This window comes from Methanoculleus taiwanensis (assembly GCF_004102725.1).
GTDB lineage: Archaea > Halobacteriota > Methanomicrobia > Methanomicrobiales > Methanoculleaceae > Methanoculleus_A > Methanoculleus_A taiwanensis.
On the sequence record NZ_LHQS01000002.1, the window covers coordinates 726,565 to 742,902 of the forward strand.

General features: G+C 59.6%; 20 protein-coding genes. 6 read left to right on the plus strand and 14 right to left on the minus strand.

All coding sequences use genetic code 11. The features are described 5' to 3' along the window. Positions 1-2 precede the first annotated feature (2 nt). Together ABH15_RS08355 and ABH15_RS08360 are read right to left on the minus strand one after the other, a co-directional pair. Entirely contained in the window at positions 3-272 is a 270-nt protein-coding gene (locus tag ABH15_RS08355; protein ID WP_128693892.1) for a hypothetical protein, read from the minus strand. A gap of 56 nt (positions 273-328) precedes the next feature. Then, positions 329-643: a DUF2551 domain-containing protein gene (locus tag ABH15_RS08360; protein ID WP_128693893.1), complete on the minus strand. Its 315-nt coding sequence runs from the start codon at positions 641-643 to the stop codon at positions 329-331. Positions 644-908: 265 nt separating this feature from the next. Between ABH15_RS08360 and ABH15_RS08365 the strand changes: the two genes are divergently transcribed. The 5 genes from ABH15_RS08365 (at position 909) to ABH15_RS08385 (ending at position 4,865) form a co-directional block, all read left to right on the plus strand. Continuing rightward, positions 909-1,763, plus strand: coding sequence for a protein translocase subunit SecF (locus ABH15_RS08365; RefSeq protein WP_128693894.1), 855 nt, complete (start codon positions 909-911; stop codon positions 1,761-1,763). Next, positions 1,760-3,226 (plus strand): preprotein translocase subunit SecD, encoded by a 1,467-nt coding sequence (locus ABH15_RS08370; RefSeq protein ID WP_128693895.1) that lies wholly within the window; start codon positions 1,760-1,762, stop codon positions 3,224-3,226. The genes ABH15_RS08365 and ABH15_RS08370 overlap by 4 nt, the downstream gene beginning before the upstream one ends. 62 nt (positions 3,227-3,288) lie before the next feature. Then, a complete protein-coding gene (locus ABH15_RS08375; RefSeq protein WP_128693896.1) occupies positions 3,289-3,576 on the plus strand; it encodes a thioredoxin family protein in 288 nt (95 codons plus the stop codon). Beyond that, positions 3,573-4,223 carry an NADPH-dependent F420 reductase gene (gene npdG / locus ABH15_RS08380; protein ID WP_128693897.1) on the plus strand — a complete coding sequence of 217 codons (651 nt, stop codon included), beginning with the start codon at positions 3,573-3,575 and terminating at the stop codon, positions 4,221-4,223. The genes ABH15_RS08375 and npdG overlap by 4 nt, the downstream gene beginning before the upstream one ends. Positions 4,224-4,325: 102 nt before the next feature. Then, positions 4,326-4,865, plus strand: coding sequence for an aldolase (locus ABH15_RS08385; protein WP_128693898.1), 540 nt, complete (start codon positions 4,326-4,328; stop codon positions 4,863-4,865). On the opposite strand, the gene aglJ is transcribed toward ABH15_RS08385, so the two are convergent. Beyond that, the gene (gene aglJ, locus ABH15_RS08390; protein WP_128693899.1) at positions 4,836-5,759 is read right to left on the minus strand and encodes an S-layer glycoprotein N-glycosyltransferase AglJ; all 924 of its coding nucleotides are present in this window, start codon (positions 5,757-5,759) and stop codon (positions 4,836-4,838) included. The genes ABH15_RS08385 and aglJ overlap by 30 nt on opposite strands. A gap of 38 nt (positions 5,760-5,797) precedes the next feature. Between aglJ and ABH15_RS08395 the strand changes: the two genes are divergently transcribed. Then, positions 5,798-6,364, plus strand: coding sequence for an endonuclease dU (locus ABH15_RS08395; protein ID WP_128693900.1), 567 nt, complete (start codon positions 5,798-5,800; stop codon positions 6,362-6,364). 13 nt (positions 6,365-6,377) lie between these two features. On the opposite strand, the gene ABH15_RS08400 is transcribed toward ABH15_RS08395, so the two are convergent. From ABH15_RS08400 to thiC, 11 genes are all read right to left on the minus strand, one after another. Beyond that, entirely contained in the window at positions 6,378-7,244 is an 867-nt protein-coding gene (locus ABH15_RS08400) for a fibronectin type III domain-containing protein (RefSeq protein WP_128693901.1), read from the minus strand. A 265-nt stretch (positions 7,245-7,509) separates the two neighbouring features. Further along, positions 7,510-7,956, minus strand: a complete 447-nt coding sequence (locus ABH15_RS08405; protein WP_128693902.1) for a universal stress protein — start codon at positions 7,954-7,956, stop codon at positions 7,510-7,512. 76 nt (positions 7,957-8,032) lie between these two features. Continuing rightward, the gene (locus ABH15_RS08410; RefSeq protein ID WP_128693903.1) at positions 8,033-8,563 is read right to left on the minus strand and encodes a type IV pilin; all 531 of its coding nucleotides are present in this window, start codon (positions 8,561-8,563) and stop codon (positions 8,033-8,035) included. 77 nt (positions 8,564-8,640) lie between these two features. After that, entirely contained in the window at positions 8,641-8,982 is a 342-nt protein-coding gene (locus ABH15_RS08415) for a helix-turn-helix transcriptional regulator (RefSeq protein ID WP_128693904.1), read from the minus strand. Positions 8,983-8,988: 6 nt separating this feature from the next. Further along, positions 8,989-9,225 carry an LSM domain-containing protein gene (locus tag ABH15_RS08420; protein ID WP_128693905.1) on the minus strand — a complete coding sequence of 79 codons (237 nt, stop codon included), beginning with the start codon at positions 9,223-9,225 and terminating at the stop codon, positions 8,989-8,991. Positions 9,226-9,560: 335 nt separating this feature from the next. Beyond that, positions 9,561-10,658 carry a fructose-1,6-bisphosphate aldolase/phosphatase gene (fbp, locus tag ABH15_RS08425; protein ID WP_128693906.1) on the minus strand — a complete coding sequence of 366 codons (1,098 nt, stop codon included), beginning with the start codon at positions 10,656-10,658 and terminating at the stop codon, positions 9,561-9,563. A gap of 104 nt (positions 10,659-10,762) precedes the next feature. Next, positions 10,763-11,227 carry an Hsp20/alpha crystallin family protein gene (locus ABH15_RS08430; protein ID WP_128693907.1) on the minus strand — a complete coding sequence of 155 codons (465 nt, stop codon included), beginning with the start codon at positions 11,225-11,227 and terminating at the stop codon, positions 10,763-10,765. A 112-nt stretch (positions 11,228-11,339) separates the two neighbouring features. Further along, positions 11,340-13,757, minus strand: coding sequence for a CDC48 family AAA ATPase (locus ABH15_RS08435; protein ID WP_128693908.1), 2,418 nt, complete (start codon positions 13,755-13,757; stop codon positions 11,340-11,342). A gap of 74 nt (positions 13,758-13,831) precedes the next feature. Beyond that, positions 13,832-14,395, minus strand: coding sequence for a 5-formyltetrahydrofolate cyclo-ligase (locus tag ABH15_RS08440; RefSeq protein WP_128693909.1), 564 nt, complete (start codon positions 14,393-14,395; stop codon positions 13,832-13,834). A gap of 57 nt (positions 14,396-14,452) precedes the next feature. Next, positions 14,453-14,860 (minus strand): carboxymuconolactone decarboxylase family protein, encoded by a 408-nt coding sequence (locus ABH15_RS08445; protein ID WP_128693910.1) that lies wholly within the window; start codon positions 14,858-14,860, stop codon positions 14,453-14,455. A gap of 109 nt (positions 14,861-14,969) precedes the next feature. After that, positions 14,970-16,244, minus strand: a complete 1,275-nt coding sequence (gene thiC / locus ABH15_RS08450; protein WP_128693911.1) for a phosphomethylpyrimidine synthase ThiC — start codon at positions 16,242-16,244, stop codon at positions 14,970-14,972. Between the last annotated feature and the right edge of the window lie 94 nt (positions 16,245-16,338).

Sequence of the window (16,338 nt, forward strand, 5' to 3'; positions counted from 1 at the left end):
TTTTAGAACTCGTCGAAGAAGATCGGGATCATTCCTTTGTGAATGGTATCGAGGTATCGCGCCTGGTATTTTGATACGTACACGGTATAATCACCGACGGAGACCACAAGATCCGTCATCTTTGCCGGTTTCACCGAGGTCGGAAGAAGGATGGGGCCGCTGCAGGATGTGCTCACCCGGAAGTCGCGTTTCCGTGAGAGAATGTACGTTCTGACATCCTCCGTGACGAATATTGCATGGTCGGAGGAGTGGCTGTCGGTGTCGCTGTGCATGGTGCTCTGTAAATCTGGTAGTGGAGTTAAAAAATGGTTGTGGTTACCGGCAGGGCCTAGGCCGTTCTCAGTATCTGGGTCACGACCTCCAGATACTGATCTTTTATCTCGTAGAGTGTATTTGTCCCCTCGGCGTTTCGTTTCACATGCAGAATCCCTATTCTGGATGCGATGATGCCTACCATGGAGGCGACGGAATGATAGCTGATGCTGAAATGCTCCTGCAATTTCTCATGAATCTGCGGGATGGTCAGTGACTTCACCTTCACGAAGAGGTTCAGCAGTTCGTGCCTGATACCATCCCTGTCCCGCGAGAGATAACCATGGAGTCGAGACTCAATCTCTTTTTTGAGCTCAGCGGGCGATCTCATATGTGCTACTATTTCAGTATTTTATATAAATTTTATCATTTTAATTATTTATCCCGCAATACGTCCGGAAACATTGCCCCTGTCTGACATTTCTGCGCCGACAATGGAGCCGTGAGTATTCCCGTCGCAAAAAGGTGCTTGTTTTCGGAGAAAATCCGTCCGAAGTTCCGGTTGAATATCCGTCTCTCTTAAGAATACCGAATAGATCCGCTGCGATCGGCTACAACTAACCCTTTAACCTTTCATCGCTCACTACTACAGTACTATGGCATTTGTCAATTATGACATCAATAGATACACGCCGAAGCAGATGGTGATTCTGCCTCTGGCTCTCCTCCTCATTGCCATGGCGGTGCTCGGTGTCAGCACGCTCATGACCGGGATGCCCGTGCAGGCGGGCATCGACTTCGCGGGAGGAACCGCCGTCACCATCTTTACAGCCGATAGCAGGGAGACGATAGAGTCGTACTTCTCTGCATATCCGCTGCTCTCAATCGACGAGAGTGTCAACAACGGCAAATACATCAAGTTCGGGCCGATGAGCGACGATGAATTCCGCGCCTTTACCGAAGACGTCGTCGAGCGATACCCCGATGCCGGGATCGACCAGATCGGTGAGACCTTCGGAAAGACGCTCCAGCAGCAGTCGCTGATAGCCCTGCTCTTCTCATTCGTCGGGATGTCGATCGTCGTATTCATCGCGTTCCGGAGCGCCGTCCCGTCACTTGCCGTCGTCCTCTCGGCGTTCTCGGATATCGTCATCGCCGCCGCGACCATGCAGGTGCTCGGTATTCCCCTCTCGCTCGGGACGACCGCCGCTCTCCTGATGCTGATCGGCTACTCCGTGGACAGTGATATCCTGCTGACCTCGCGGGTGCTGAAGCGGAAAGGGAAACTCGATGAGAAACTCGGCGGTGCGTTTCGGACCGGGTTCATCATGACGACGACGACCCTCTCGGCACTCGTCGCGATGTGGGTGGTCGCGACTATCGGACAGATCCAGATCATCAGCGCGATCGCCGGTGTCCTGATCATCGGCCTCCTCATCGATCTCATGAATACGTGGCTTCTGAATGCCGGAATAATCAAGTGGTACGTTCAAAGGAGTGGGACGCGATGAACAGCGATACACTCGGTAAAATGGTGCGCGACTGGCGCGTTGCACTGATGCTCGTGCTCGTCGTCGCCTCCCTCGTCGGGATCTATCTCGCACCGCCGGCCTTCCAGAACGGCATCGAAGGCAACCTCCAGTTCGGCCTCGACCTTGAGGGAGGCTCCTGGCTGCAGCTCGAGTTCCAGTCGGTGATCGTCGGTTTTGAGACCGATCGCCCGCTCGAAGAACTGATCCCCGACCTCCAGCAGCAACTCGATACCGAGGTATTCGTCCTCGAAGACGGGCAGCACCTCGAGATCCGGAAGAATATCCCCCGTTCTGCGCTCGAACCGGCCTTCGCAGCCTCGGGAGCGACGCTGACGTCGTACCAGATGGGCGCCTCGGAGAATACGGCCGAGACCGTCAAGCGGATCCTCGAAGAGAAGGTCAACAGTCTCGGAACCCAGGACGCCCGGGTGAACATCTTAACGCCGACCGGCAGCGACTATCCGCAGTACGTCCGCGTTGAGCTTGCGGGCGTGGATATGGCCACCGCACAGGAGATCGTCGGGAAACAGGGTAAATTCGAGATCCGCATCCAGACGACGGCGAACGAGACGGCTCACGTTCTCTTCGGCGACTCCATCACCAGTGTCAGCTCGCCGAGCCAGAACCCGCCGGGCAGCAACTACTGGGGTGTCGGGTTCACACTGGACGAGCAGGGAGCCCAGGCGTTCCGTCAGGCGGCGCTGGATTACGGTGCGGTGAGCAACCCGAAGAGCCACGAACTCCTGATGTTCCTCGACAACGATACGGTCTACAGCGCCCCGCTCGACCCCGAACTTGCTGCACAGCTCCGCTCTGCACCTGTCAGGCAGCTCTCCGCCTCGACGGGGTACGGCGAAGAAGGCCTTGAGGAGGCTCAGGCGCTCGAGATCCACCTCCGTGCCGGGGCACTGCCGGTCGACGTGCAGATCGTCGGTTCCGGCTCGGTGCCGGCCGCCCTCGGCGAGCACTTCAAGGTAATGAGCCTCATCGCCGGGCTGTTTGCGCTTGCGGCCGTCGGTGTCGTCGTCTACTACCGTTACCGGGAGCCGTTCATCGTCATTCCGATGCTCGCGGTCAACGTAGCGGAGATCATCATCCTGCTCGGTATCGCCCGGTACATCCAGCAGCTCGATCTTGCCGCGATCGCGGGATTGATTGCGGTGCTCGGAACCGGTATCGACCAGCTCGTCATCATCACCGACGAAGTGGTCCACGACGGGAAGGTTCCCTCGCAGAACCTCTACATGAAGCGATACGGCCGGGCACTCGGGATTATTGCCGTCGCGGCGTCGACGATGTTCATCGCGATGCTCCCGCTGGCGCTGATGGATCTCTCCACCCTGCGCGGATTTGCCATCATCACCATCCTCGGCGTGGTGATCGGCGTGCTGGTCACACGGCCCGCCTACGGGAAGATAATCATGGCAATCCTCTCCAAATAACCTCCCTACAATAACCTTTATGTGCCCGTTCACCAACAAGATTGGTGAAAGGGGTACTGAACATGGCAAAACCTGTTTTGATGGACTTTTTTGCAGAATGGTGCGGCCCGTGCCGCCAGCAGACGCCGATCCTCGACCAGCTCAAAGAGAGGATGGGCGATCGCGTAGAGATCCGCAAAGTCGACGTCGGTGTCGACAGCGCCGAGACGCGACAGTATGCCTCGAAGTACGATATCCAGTTCGTTCCGACGATCGTCATCGAGAAAGACGGCGAACTTGTCCAGAAACTCGTAGGGGTTCAGGACCTGGAGAGGCTTGAGGGGATCTTAACGCCGCTGGTGGAGCAGTGAGGATCGGCATCGTCGGAGGGACCGGGGATATCGGAGAGGGGATGGCGCTCCGCCTCTCCACCGCGCACGAGGTCGTCGTCGGTTCGCGTGAAGCGGAGAAGGCCGTCGCATCCTGCACCGCCTGTGAGGAGATCCTCACCGGGCGGGGGCTCGAGTGCAGCCTCCTCGGTGTGGGCAACCAGGCCGCCGTCGACGCGGCCGATATCATCGTGCTCGCCCTCCCGTTCAAGCACGTCGCCGCCACGCTCGGATCGCTCCGTGGGTTTGAAGACAAGATCGTCATCACCCCCGTTAATCCGATCGAGCGGTCGACCCACTTCTACTATGCGCCGCCGCCGGAAGGCTCCGCCGCCCTGATGATCAAGGGGATGCTCCCGGAGAGCACCACGGTCTGTGCCGCCTTCAACAATATCGCTGCGAAGAAGTGGAAGATCCTCGATGAAGTGCTCGACTACTCCGTCGCCGTCTGCTGTGACGACGAAGGGGTGAAGCGCCAGGTGATGGATCTCGTCAACGGGATCTCGGAACTCAAAGCCTGCGATGCAGGGCCGCTTGCAGCCGCATCCATGGTCGAGAGCGTCACTCCACTGCTGCTCAATGTCGGGCGGCTGAATAAGATGCGGGACGCCGGCGTCCGGTTCGTATAATTCCCCACCTTTTTTTTGGACGGTCGTCTGCCCTGCAAGAGCCCTGCGGCTACGTGCCGGAATGAAATGCCATAAGACCTTCTGCCGCCATACCGTACGGCAATGGATCGTGAGTTTGAACGGATCGGAAAGCGTCTCTTTGCAGAGCACCTTGTCGGCGGCAGTTTCGGAAATATGAGCGTCAGGGGCGACGGTGGATTTCATATCACCCGGAGCGGGTCGTACCTGGACGCCCGGGAGATGCCGGTCTTTGTGCCGGACGAGGGCGTCGTGCCGAAGGAGGCCTCGAGCGAATACCGGGTGCACCGGGAGGTCTACCGCCTGACCGGGCACCGCGCCATCGTCCACGCCCATCCGGTGCATGCGGTGGCGATCTCGTTTGATACCGACCGTATCGCCCCGATCGATAGCGAAGGAGAGATGCTCTGCCCTGCAATCCCCGTGGTCGGGGGGAGGCCCGGCAGCGACGAGATAGCAACGAGCGTTGCGGAAGCGCTCGCCGCCTCGCCGGTCGTCGTCGTCAGGGGACACGGGACGTTTGCCGGCGGAAAGTCGCTCGACGAGGCATACCTCTACACCTCCGTTGCAGAGTACGCCTGCCGGATTCTTCTCTTATCGGGGCGGTTTCGGGGGTCGCAGTAACTCCATCTCCCGCATGATCTCCCGGTGGAACCCGAGGATCATGTCGCTGATGACGCCGAACATGAATATCTGAAACCCGATCGTGATCAGGAGCATCGTCAGCACCGTCAGGGGGAGGTGCTCGATGTTCTGGAACCATTCGTAGACGACATAGACTCCGGTTATGCCGCCTAAGATTGAGATGAAAAGCCCTATGATCCCGAAGTAGAAGATCGGGTTGTTCATCTTTGCGAGCCGGTATATCGTCGAAAATATCCGAAATCCGTCCTGAACGGGATTCAGTTTCGTCTCGGTTCCGGGCCGTTTGAGGTACTGGATGGGAACGACTTCTATCTGCTGCCCGTTCCGCACCGCCTCGACCGCCATCTCGGTCTCTATCTCGAAACCCGACTCGGTCAGGTTCATCTGGCGGGCGGCCTCGAGTGAGAACGCCCGGTAGCCCGAGAGGATGTCACGGAGATCTCTTCCGTGCGCGAGCCGGAACATCAGGTTCAGGAGGCGGTTGCCGATGAGATTTAGCCGGGTGAGCGCCCCCTCCCCGGGGTTTTCGAGCCGGTCGCCGATGACGTGGTCGAATCCGGAGAAGAGCGGCCGGAGCATCTTCTCGGCATCGGCCGGAGCGTAGGTGCCGTCGCCGTCGAGCATGAGCGCGTAGGGCTGTTCGATATACTCCAGCGCCTCGATGATGGCGTTCCCCTTCCCCTTGCCCGACTGCTGTCTGACGGTCGCACCGGCTTTTCTGGCAATATCGGGAGTGCCGTCGGTGCTGTTCCCGTCCATGACGAAGATATGGTGAAAACCCATCCGCTGGAACGTCGTGACGAGCTCTTCTATCGTCGGCGCCTCGTTCAGCGTGGGGATGAAGATGCAGACCTCATCGTTCTCGATTCTCATCGGTATAGTAATATGAATCTTTTATCATAAGGGCTTGCATGCATATTGCCAAAAAGGGTCTGCGGGTACTCGGGATTGCCGAGAGTTTCTCCGGGCGGGAACGCTCGACCCTCGCGGGCATCGTGATGCGCAAGGATCTCCGGATCGACGGGGCAGCGTTCGCCAACGCCACCGTCGGCGGCATGGACGCGACCGAAGCCGTCCTCCGGATCGTCCGTCTCCTCGACCGGCGGGACATCAACCTCATCATGATCGGCGGCAGCGTGATCGCCTGGTTCAATATCATCGATCCGGCGGCGATCACGGAGGAGACGGGGCTCCCCGTGATCGTCGTCACCTACGAGTCCTCGGAGGGCATCGAAGAGGATATCCTGCACCATTTTCCGGACGACCCTGCACGGCTTGCCGCGTACCGGAGGCTCGGAGAGCGGACGGCGGTTCGGCTCCGCACGGGCCACACCATCTACATCCGGCCGCACGGTATCGCCCTCGCCGACGCCGCACGGCTCTGCGACGACGTTACGCTCGACGGCAGGGTTCCCGAACCCCTCAGGGCGGCACGGCTCGTCGCACGGGGCATGATGCGGTCGGGTATCTGTGAATAAAAAGAGGGGCGGGTTAAGCCCGGTCGGACGCTGCCGTGGTAAACGTCCAGACCTCCCCGGAGATGTAGTACATATCGCCGTCGGTCGCGGTCACCTGCCAGAAGTAGGTGGTTCCCGCCTCAAGCGTCTCCGGCCGGTATGCCGCCGGCGGCGCTTCGGTTACCACCTCCTCGCCGGGGGTCGGTGCTTTTCCGATAGTGACGGTGTAGAGCAGGGGGTACTGGCCGAAGTTCCCGCCGTGCCAGGCGAGTTCCGTATCGACCGGCACACCGGTGGCACCGTTCGCCGGGAACGGAGCGTCGGGCTGCTGCGGCGGTTCGATGATCGCATCAGGCCCGGGCGAGTCGCCGCCCCGGACGGTGAACGTCCAGACCTCACCCGGGATGGCGTACATGTCCCCGTCGGTCGCGGTCACCTGCCAGGCGTAGGTGACGCCGGGCGTGAGGTTCTGCGGGTCGTACTCCGTTTCCTCCAGATCACGGGCGACCGGCTCCTCCGGCAGGCTGCCTCTGCCGAGCGATATCATGTAGCGCACGGGGTACTGCCCGGTCTCCTCGGCCGACCACTGAAGGGTTATGTCGGCGGGGACGTCCGCTGCACCCGACGGCGGCACTGGTGTCTCGGGCGGGAAGGGTGGTTCGGTGATAGAGGTCTCGTCCGGTTCGGAGTATTCGTCGGTATCCTCGCGTGGAAGGCTGCGAAGCCCAGTCTGCACCGCCGCATCACCTCCGGCCGCATCCTCCGGGAGGAGCGGGACGGCGATCCCGGGTGAAATCGCTGCTGCGGCGGCGGGTGCGGTCATGGCGGCGAGCAGGAGTCCTGCAGAGAGCAGGGCGGCACAGAGGTGCTGGAACCGGTTGTCGCTGTTTCTGATTGTCACTGGTATCCCTCGCTGTAGGTCGCTGATCCGGATGCCTTTCCCGGCATCGGACAGACGCCTTATACTCCGGGAACCATATATAATTTTCGCACTTTAATAAAAATCTATAGATAGAATATGATCGGGCTGTTCCTGAAACGACCGTTTATCTCCCGCTTTTAGGAGAGTACCCGGCCGGAAAACTGCTTCGGTGCTCGTGGTCGGTTCCGTGCCTCCCCGAAACGTTGATACCTATCGTGGCGTAACCGGGCGGTTGCCGTCCCCGCTACGCCCGGGTGATCATCGTCGTGACGGGGCTGTTGTGGAGGACAAACTGGCTGACGCTTCCGAGGAGGATCGTATCGAGCCTGCTCCTGCCGTGCGAGCCGAGAATGACGAGATCGGCTTCGAGTTCGACGGCGAGACCGACGATCTCCGCACCCGGCTGTCCGAAGCGCTTCTGCGGCGTGATCCGGACGCCCGCCTCCGCCCCTGCCTTCTCCGCATCCGCGAGGACGTACTCCGCCTCGCGTTCGAGCATCTCAAAGACTGCCTGCTGAGCGACGGCCACCGGCTCCATATCGTTCATGGTGAGCGAGGGGTACAGCCCCGCCTGGATGACGTGGATGGCGTGGATCTCGGCATCGAGCGCCTTCGCCAGGGCAAGAGCGGTATCGAGAGCTTTCTTCCCCACCTCCGAGCCGTCGACTGCGACCAGTATCGTTTTTAACATGATAATCGTGCTCCGTTTCGCGTATACAGTTCAAGGCGCTGCGCGGATAAAAACACGACCATTTGGTTCCGCCCCGCTATGCAGCGTATGAATGGCGCGAGACCCGATTCCCGGTGCCGCGGTCGAAGATCTCGACGGTGACAAGGTCTCCGGGATGGAGGGTTCCGTCGTTTAAGTTGATCCAGATGCGTTCGTTCGGGTTCCAGTACTGATCCTCGCTCCCGCTGCCGTGCAGCGTCTGAACGCCGTAATGATGCGTCGAGATGAAATTGTGCCCGTTCATCGTCAGGATGATGCACGGATAGATCTCTTCGCCGTCCCGGTAGAACTTCGCCGTCAGGAGATCGTTTGGAAAGCGCACCGTACTGTTGTTCCGGAGAGTCACCCTGCTCTCGTAGTTCAGGTTGTAGGGGTGATCGTTGTTTATGTGCCGGACATCGGTGATGATTATCGGGGGCAGCTCCGGCGGTGGCGGCGGCCAGGTCGGGAAGGTGAACCCGCTGCAGAGGAGCCACAGGATAAGCGCCAGGATGATGACCAGTGCAACCAGGATCAGCACCCCATGCACCTGTGATGCGGCCCCGTCACCCTGCTTTCGGCTGTTCACAGAGTATTTTTTAGAAGGAGCACTGAGATAAGGGTTGCGCCGAATCGCCGCCCGGGCGTGAAAAGAGGGGTACGCGCTTACTCCTGGTATTCTTCAAGAGCAAGCTGGTATATCCAATCGAGGAGCATCGCGCACTCTTCGGGCGTGCACTCCTGATCGCATCCGATACAGGGCAGAATCTCCGTTCCTGCGAGGATAACCGACGGGTCAATCGCCCGCTTCTTCGCGCGGAGCAGGTAGGTCTTGATCCCCTCCTCCCGAAACTCGATCCGTTCGATCAGGCCGGAGTCCAGCAGCCGCTTCACGATGCGGGAGCACTTCCGGCTGTCGATCTCCAGCAGTTTCCAGAGGTCGCTCTGGCGCACTCCCTGCCGATGGGATTGAATGAGACTGAGCGCTGCTTCCTCCTGGTCGTTCATACGCAATCAGATCAGGGGTGCAATGGTCAGGATGTTGTTGCCGCGAATGACGACCGTGCCGAGGGAGCGTCCGCGCTGTTCTCCCGAATACTCGATGGTTTCGTCCATATGGATGTTTAAGTGCTCGTCCACCGCCATAAGCCTGCCCTGGAGCTTACGGCCGTCATCCTTAATTTCAACGACAATTTTCGAGTCCACGAGCGAAAAAACTTTTTTAACTGGAAGTACAATGCCGTTAACCATCCGTTCTTATGTGGTTACCGAGCGTAATTAATTTTTCCATGAGCGGCCGGCCGGTCGATACTCCTGTCTGCGTGGTTGCTACGCATCGGCGGCGGGAACGGTTCTCTGCGCCGGATACGCGCCTTCACCAGGACAAAAGAGTCTCTCCAGAACGACGATTTACCTGCATACCGAATCACCGGCGTGCGTGCCGTGCCCGCGATCCGGGATTACGTGGGTTTGCTCTAGCCCGAAGCGGTCTTCTTCAAATACCGGGCGCGTACGGAAAGCCCCTCGCAAAGGCGGTTCGACCGATCGTGCTGGTTCGCTGCTTTTGAGCGGCAGGGAAAAAGAGATTATTCGGGGAGGGGTTCCCATCTGTCTTTCAGCTGCTTCTCGACGCCGGGGAGGGTCGTGTACTCCATCTCGTCGAGCGAGAGGCGGTGGGGCTCGAAGGGTCCGTGGTTCCGCATCAGATCGGATATCTCGCAGCACTTGTCGCGGACGCGGTCGAAGGCGGGGTCGTCGAACATATCGGCGGGCCCGATGAGCTTGCAGTCGGAGACCTGGAATCCGAGACAGATGACCCGGGGCGGACCGTCGAACTGGGTACAGTTGGCGTCACAGACACCGACCGGCATGAACGGGCCGTGGTGCGAGCCGCGCATCCAGCCTGCGACCAGGATCGGCGTCCGGAACGGGTCGATGACCTCGCCGACTGACGGGAATCCGCTCTGTGCGCGGACAACCATCACGGGGTCGTCCTTGCCGACGTAGCGTCCTGCCATCATGTTGAGGCGCTGGGTGCTCGTCGATGCGGCAATCTCGCCGCTCTTCTTGGAGACGCCCTTGATCACGTACCGGGACGGTGCGCCGATGTAGGCGAGCAGGCTGTACGTGTCCTCGGGCGTGTTGAAGTAGATCCTGCGCTTCGCGATGACATCGTGAACCTCGAAGACGAACCCTTCGTGCATGGACGGGTCGATGACGAGGCCGGACGTGTTGAAGGGGTCGGCAAACATCTTGTAGAGGAAGAAGTTCCATGCGCCGGGTTCGGTCTTGTCCGCCATGAAGACGAGGATAGGATCGCTGCCGCGCTCTTCAAACTCCATCTCAGCAACACCGGGCCCCATGCCCTTGACGTTGCCGCTGAACGCGTCGCCGAGGAGGTCCTGCCCTGCACCGTAGAGTTTCATCTCCTTTGCAATCTTGGCGCACTCCATGAAGACGTTCCAGGCGAGTTCGTGGATCTCGGCGTTGTCTTCACCCTTCGTGTGGGTCATGATAAGCTCGAGATCGTCCCCGCAGTGGGTGACAAAAGAGTCGGTTATAACCGTGCCTTCGGCTTCTTTCAGCATCTGGGCTGCTTTTTCAAGAAGCTTCGGGTGCGTGCGGGAGTGCCCGGGGAAACTCCCGACATCTGCTTTAATTACTGAGACGGTAGTCTTTGCCATAGAATCACCAATAGTACCATAGGCCTAGCCCTTATGGGTAATAGGCTTTGCCCTATATGTACATACGCTGAAAGTGAAAAAATGTTGTTGAGTGAGTTTCCTGGTCACTCGATTTTGATTGCTTTGCCGCGGTTGAATTTGACTTCGAGAACACCGTTTTTATAGGACGACTGCATCGAGTCTGCGTCCACGGAAGGAAGGTCGACGCTCGTCAGCTGGTTGCCGCCGGCGATGACCGTAAGGGTACTGCCGATGAGTGACAGATGAATGCCATCTTTCTCTGCACCCGGCAGATCGATAGCCACCGTCACCTCATCGTCGGTCATGTAGACCTCGGCGATCGGCTCGATGGAACCCTCCGACGAGGGCTGCTCGGTCGGGGTTGCGGCAGCGGCTGCTCCGCTCTCGACGGTCTCGGCCTCCTTTGCGGAGACGGCGTCGGATATGATGATCTTGAAGCCGTATGCGAAGGGCTTGTTCATGTCCTCCTGATCTTTCATACCCTGTTCCATGAGGCGTTTCATCAGTTCGTTGAGCTGCTGGAAGATGTCTGCTGGGCTGTCACTCATGTGCATCACTGTCGTTGTCTGGTTGTCGCTGATGGTGGTGGGGCGGTATCTGCCCCTGCCGCCATGTGGAATCCGCCCTTCTCCGGCACTCCGGAGATGCGGGGTCTTTCCGTCAGTACGCCACTCCTGCCTGGGGCAGGGGGCGCTCGATCTTCGCTTTCAGTTCCTGGATGAGGCGCTTGATCTCGCTGAAATCCTTCTTTCTCTTGTAGACCTCGCTTCGGAGAGCCTTGTTGAGCTTCCTGATTTCAGCTTCGTCTCTGCCGCCCTCCCGCATCTCGGCACGCCTGATCGTCGAGACAGCATCTTCGAGCGTCGCACGCTGCTCCTGGTTGTAAATGATCTCCCAGGAGTGGCGTTCGTGCTCTTCGAGCTTGTCCATGTCGAGCGTCCCTTTCACGCGGGAGAGAGCCTCTTCGAAGTCCCCGCGGGTGATCTGGATGTTGCGGGCGGCGTTGCGCCGCTCATCCTCGGTCTTCTCTGCCATCGTCACGATGAACTTGCGCATGGCCGCGACCTTTGCCTCGCGGACTATCGCCTCGATATCGGCGCCGACGTAACCCTCGGTCCGATCCACCAGCTCATCGATGTTGATGTCCTTCGCAAGGATCTCCTGATCCCGGAGGTACACTTCGAAGATCTTCTTTCTGCCATCCCGGTCAGGCGGTGGAACGTAGATGATCCTGTCCAATCTGCCGGGGCGCAGCAGCGCCTCGTCCAACATGTCCGGGCGGTTGGTAGCGCCGAGTACCATGACATTGTTGAGCTCCTCGAGGCCGTCGAGCTCTGTCAAGATCTGGCTTACCACACTCTCAGTTACGTGGGATGATCCTATATAAGTACCGCGTTTCGGTATGAGCGCGTCTATCTCGTCAAAGAAGATAATTGACGGCGCTGCCTGCCTCGCTTTCCGAAATACTTCGCGTACGCCTTTTTCAGATTCACCCACCCATTTTGAGAGCAATTCTGGGCCTTTTATGGAGATGAAATTGCTTTCGCTCTCGTTTGCGACCGCTTTTGCAAGCAGTGTCTTACCCGTACCGGGAGGGCCGAAGAGCAGGATCCCGCGGGGGGGCGCAGTCGAGAGCTGGGCAAATACCTCCGGATACTTGAGCGGCCACTCGACAGCCTCCGTAAGCTCGCTCTTTACCTCTTCGAGGCCGCCGACGTCCTCCCATGAGACATCGGGTATCTCTACGAGCACCTCACGCATCGCGCTCGGCTCGACATGCTTCATCGCTTCGATGAAGTCATCGTTGTTCACCCGGAGGTCCTCGATCACCTCGGCCGGGATCTCCTCTTCGAGATTGATCTTCGGTATGATCTCGCGGAGTGCGTGCATCGCTGCCTCCTTCGCGAGCAGCGAGATATCCGCACCGACGAACCCGTGCGTCGAGCGGGCGTACTCCTCGATGTTCACGTCCTCGCCGAGCGGCATGCCCCGGGTATGGACGTGGAAGATCTCGAGTCGTCCTTTCGTATCAGGAATCCCGACCTCGATCTCGCGGTCGAACCTGCCGCCGCGCCGGAGTGCCGGGTCGAGAACGTCGGGGATGTTCGTCGCGGCGATGACCACGACCTGGCCGCGGGCCTTAAGGCCGTCCATCAGCGAGAGGAGCTGGGCAACCACGCGCCGCTCCACCTCGCCCTTCGTCTCCTCGCGCTTCGGCGCGATCGAGTCGATCTCGTCGATGAAGATGATCGCGGGGGCGTTCTCCTGCGCCTCCTCGAAGACCTCGCGGAGCCGCTCTTCGGACTCGCCGTAGTACTTGCTCATGATCTCAGGACCCGAGAGCGTGACGAAGTGGGCGTCGACCTCGTTTGCGACCGCTTTGGCGATCAGCGTTTTTCCGGTGCCGGGCGGGCCGTAGAGCAGCACGCCCTTCGGCGGTTCGATGCCGAGCCGCTCGAAGAGCTCGGGGTGGCGCAGCGGCAGCTCGATCATCTCGCGGACGAGTTCGAGCTCGCGCCCAAGGCCGCCGATATCCTCGTAGTGAACCCCGGTTGTTTCTTTGCCTTTCTTCGGTTCGTACGGGGTCTCTTTGAGTTCGATCTCCGTACTGTCGGTGACGATGACGATCCCCTTCGGGGCGACCTTTGCGATGACGAACGTTAAGGCGTTGCCGAGGATGTTGACCCTGATAGCCTGCCCTTCGGCAACCGGCCTCCCGCGGAGGAGCCGCCCGAGGTACTGCTCTCCCCCGACGAGGCGGATGGCCTGGGTCGGCTGAATGGTGATCTTCTTTGCATATCCCGCTTCGGACTTCCTGATCCTGACCTTGTCGTCAATGCCCGCCTGGACATTGCCCCTGGTGCTGCCGTCTATCCGCAGGATTGCCTTGCCGGTATCCTGGGGGAATCCCGGCCAGACGAGTGTCGCCGCTTTTGCCCGACCCTCGATCTCGATCACATCGCCGCTGACAAGATTGAGGGTCTTCATCATGTCGATACTTAAACGGGCAATACCGCGGCCGGCGTCTTCGTGAGCAGCCTCTTTTACGGTAACCTCAACATAACTGGTATCTGCCATATGACTGACCTCCTCATGGTATGTTTACCATAAGTAAATCGTCATTATATAAAAATGTATCTGTAGTGTGAGTATTACTGGCAGGTGATGATAGCCTTTTCCGTGACGATAAAATCCATAGCAACATCATCCGGCTCGGACGGAAGGCGTTCTACCTCCTGGCAGGAGTATGCTATCCCGATCCTGACCGGCTGGGAACAGCGTTCGAGGAACCGATCGTAGTACCCGGCACCGTACCCGAGACGGTTTCCCTGCCGGTCGAAGGCGAGCATCGGGATGACGATGACCTCGATCTCCGCCGGATCCGCGGGTATCTCGCTTCCCAGGGGCTCGGGGACGCCGAACGTGCCGGGGACGAGCACCGAGAGGTCATCTATATATGAGAGCCGGAGACTGCAGGTCGCCCGCTCGATGATCGGAACGACGATGCGTTTTCCTCCGGCGAGGAGGCCGGCGATCAGATCGCGGGTCTCGACCTCGGGCTCTTTTGCGGCGTAGACCATGATCGTCGTATAGCGATCGAGGAGGGGGGTCACGTTCTCCCGGATGGCGTTGCTCATCCGGGTGACGGCATCGCCTGAGAGGTCCGACCGCACGGCCTTTGCGTCTTCGCGGATCTGTTGTTTCGTCCGGTTCATTTCTATCAGGATCTCGACCGGAATGCTCTTAAGGTTTGCACAGCGGCGGTGCAGGGTTCACCGTTCCTTCGTCCCGCAGGCTTCGCGAAATTCCCGCAGCGCCACTGCGAGGATCTTTGTTTTGCCGATGAGGCCGGCTATCTGAAGGGTGTCGAGGATCTCGTCCCGGGTGGCACCCGCACGCAGGGCTGCGCGGATATGCACGTGCAGACATTTGTCGGCGCCTGCACCGGCCGCCGCGGCGATTGCAATGAGCTCTGCGGTTCTGGCGTCCAGGCTTTCCGGGCGGGCGGTTTTGTAGTCGGCCAGGGCAGAGAGGACGAACGTTTCGGGACGCTCCTGCAGGATAGGGAAGATAAACGGCACCGTTCCGAGCATCTCTTCGGTGTCGGCAACGAGATCGTCACCGATCTCCTCCGAGTGGCTGAGAAAGGCATCGAGTATGCGGGTATTTTCCGGTTTCATTCTATCGGTATGCAGTATCACGCTCTCCGGATGAAAACGTGCCGGTCTGATCGAAATGGGGCAACTGCGCCGTGTGAGCCCCTGAAAAAAGAGTATCGTTCGGTAGATCTCAGAAGGAGAAGTGCCGGGATACGATCTTGAGTGCGCAGTAGTCGCCGCACATCGTGCACGCATCGGTATCGGCGGGCGAGCGCTCGTCGCGGATGGCACGGGCGCGCTCAGGGTTGATGGCGACGGCATACTGGCGTTCCCAGTCGAGGTCGCGGCGTGCGTGTCCCATCTCGAGGTCGGCGTCGCGCTTCTTGAGCTTGATCATGTCGCCGACGTGGGCGGCGATACGCGAGCTGATGACACCCTCGTAGACCTCTTCTGCGGTCGGGAGCGCGAGGTGCTCGGCGGGAGTGACATAGCAGATGAAGTCGGCGCCGTGCGACGAGGAGATCGCGGCGCCGATGGCGGCGACGCGGTCGTCGTAGCCGGGGGCGATGTCGGTGACGAGCGGGCCGAGCATGTAGAACGGTTTCCGGTTCGTGACTCTCTTCTGGAGGACGACGTTCGTCTCGATCTCGTCGAGCGGGATGTGTCCGGGCCCCTCGACGATCGTCTGCACGCCGAAGTTGTGCGCCTTGTCCGCGAGTTCCGCGTTGATGAGGAGCTCCTGAACCTGGGCGCGGTCGGTCGCGTCGTGGACGGCGCCGGCACGCATCCCGTTCCCGAAGGAGAGCGTCACCTCATGCTCTTTCAGGATCTCGAGGAGGTAGTCGAACTCGGAGTAGAGGGGGTTTTCCTTCTCGTTGTGCAGCATCCACGCGGTCATGAATGCCCCGCCCCGGGAGACGAGGCCGCCGTGGCGCCCCTGGTTCTGGAGGCGTTTCATCGTCTCATAGTTGATGCCGGTGTGGATCGCCATGAAGTTCGTGCCGAGCTTCGCCTGCTCCTCGGTCGCCTTGAAGATGGCGTCCTCCTCCATGTGGATGACAGCACCGAACTTCCGTGCGGCCTCGATGAACGCCTGGTAGAGCGGCACGGATCCGACGGAGAGGTTCGTGGCCTCGACGACCCGGCGCCGGATCTCGAGGAAGTCGCCGCCTGTCGAGAGCTCCATTAAGGAGTCGGCACCGGCGAGCTCCGCCTGCCGCGCCTTCTCGACCTCCATATCGATATCGATGATATCCGAGGAGGTTCCGATGCTCGCGTTGACCTTGGTGCGCAGCCCCTCGCCGATACCGCAGAGCTTGACGTCGCGGTAGGGAGAGACCGGGATGACCACATGCCCTCCGGCGATAGCGCGCCTGATGTAATCTTCGGAGACGCCCTCCTGCCGGGCGACGATCTTCATCTCTTCGGTAATGATGCCCTTCTTTGCATCCTCTATGAGACCCATACCAGTATCGTTGGAAGAAAGAGTAATTAAAGGCTCTTTTTTGGGAATCGGGAGGAAATTGTGCTTGTTCTCTTCGCAAGTAAATTTGTTTACC

Excerpts from the sequence above, each read along its gene's own strand:
- ABH15_RS08440 (WP_128693909.1), bottom strand. The coding sequence starts at position 14,395 with ATGAACCGGACGAAACAACAGATCCGCGAAGACGCAAAGGCCGTGCGG.
- ABH15_RS08365 (WP_128693894.1), top strand. The coding sequence starts at position 909 with ATGGCATTTGTCAATTATGACATCAATAGATACACGCCGAAGCAGATG.
- ABH15_RS08370 (WP_128693895.1), top strand. The coding sequence starts at position 1,760 with ATGAACAGCGATACACTCGGTAAAATGGTGCGCGACTGGCGCGTTGCA.
- fbp (WP_128693906.1), bottom strand. The coding sequence starts at position 10,658 with ATGGCAAAGACTACCGTCTCAGTAATTAAAGCAGATGTCGGGAGTTTC.
- ABH15_RS08445 (WP_128693910.1), bottom strand. The coding sequence starts at position 14,860 with ATGAAACCGGAAAATACCCGCATACTCGATGCCTTTCTCAGCCACTCG.
- ABH15_RS08430 (WP_128693907.1), bottom strand. The coding sequence starts at position 11,227 with ATGAGTGACAGCCCAGCAGACATCTTCCAGCAGCTCAACGAACTGATG.
- ABH15_RS08395 (WP_128693900.1), top strand. The coding sequence starts at position 5,798 with ATGCATATTGCCAAAAAGGGTCTGCGGGTACTCGGGATTGCCGAGAGT.
- ABH15_RS08405 (WP_128693902.1), bottom strand. The coding sequence starts at position 7,956 with ATGTTAAAAACGATACTGGTCGCAGTCGACGGCTCGGAGGTGGGGAAG.
- ABH15_RS08375 (WP_128693896.1), top strand. The coding sequence starts at position 3,289 with ATGGCAAAACCTGTTTTGATGGACTTTTTTGCAGAATGGTGCGGCCCG.
- ABH15_RS08355 (WP_128693892.1), bottom strand. The coding sequence starts at position 272 with ATGCACAGCGACACCGACAGCCACTCCTCCGACCATGCAATATTCGTC.
- ABH15_RS08420 (WP_128693905.1), bottom strand. The coding sequence starts at position 9,225 with ATGGTTAACGGCATTGTACTTCCAGTTAAAAAAGTTTTTTCGCTCGTG.
- ABH15_RS08385 (WP_128693898.1), top strand. The coding sequence starts at position 4,326 with ATGGATCGTGAGTTTGAACGGATCGGAAAGCGTCTCTTTGCAGAGCAC.
- ABH15_RS08415 (WP_128693904.1), bottom strand. The coding sequence starts at position 8,982 with ATGAACGACCAGGAGGAAGCAGCGCTCAGTCTCATTCAATCCCATCGG.
- ABH15_RS08435 (WP_128693908.1), bottom strand. The coding sequence starts at position 13,757 with ATGGCAGATACCAGTTATGTTGAGGTTACCGTAAAAGAGGCTGCTCAC.
- thiC (WP_128693911.1), bottom strand. The coding sequence starts at position 16,244 with ATGGGTCTCATAGAGGATGCAAAGAAGGGCATCATTACCGAAGAGATG.
- aglJ (WP_128693899.1), bottom strand. The coding sequence starts at position 5,759 with ATGAGAATCGAGAACGATGAGGTCTGCATCTTCATCCCCACGCTGAAC.
- ABH15_RS08360 (WP_128693893.1), bottom strand. The coding sequence starts at position 643 with ATGAGATCGCCCGCTGAGCTCAAAAAAGAGATTGAGTCTCGACTCCAT.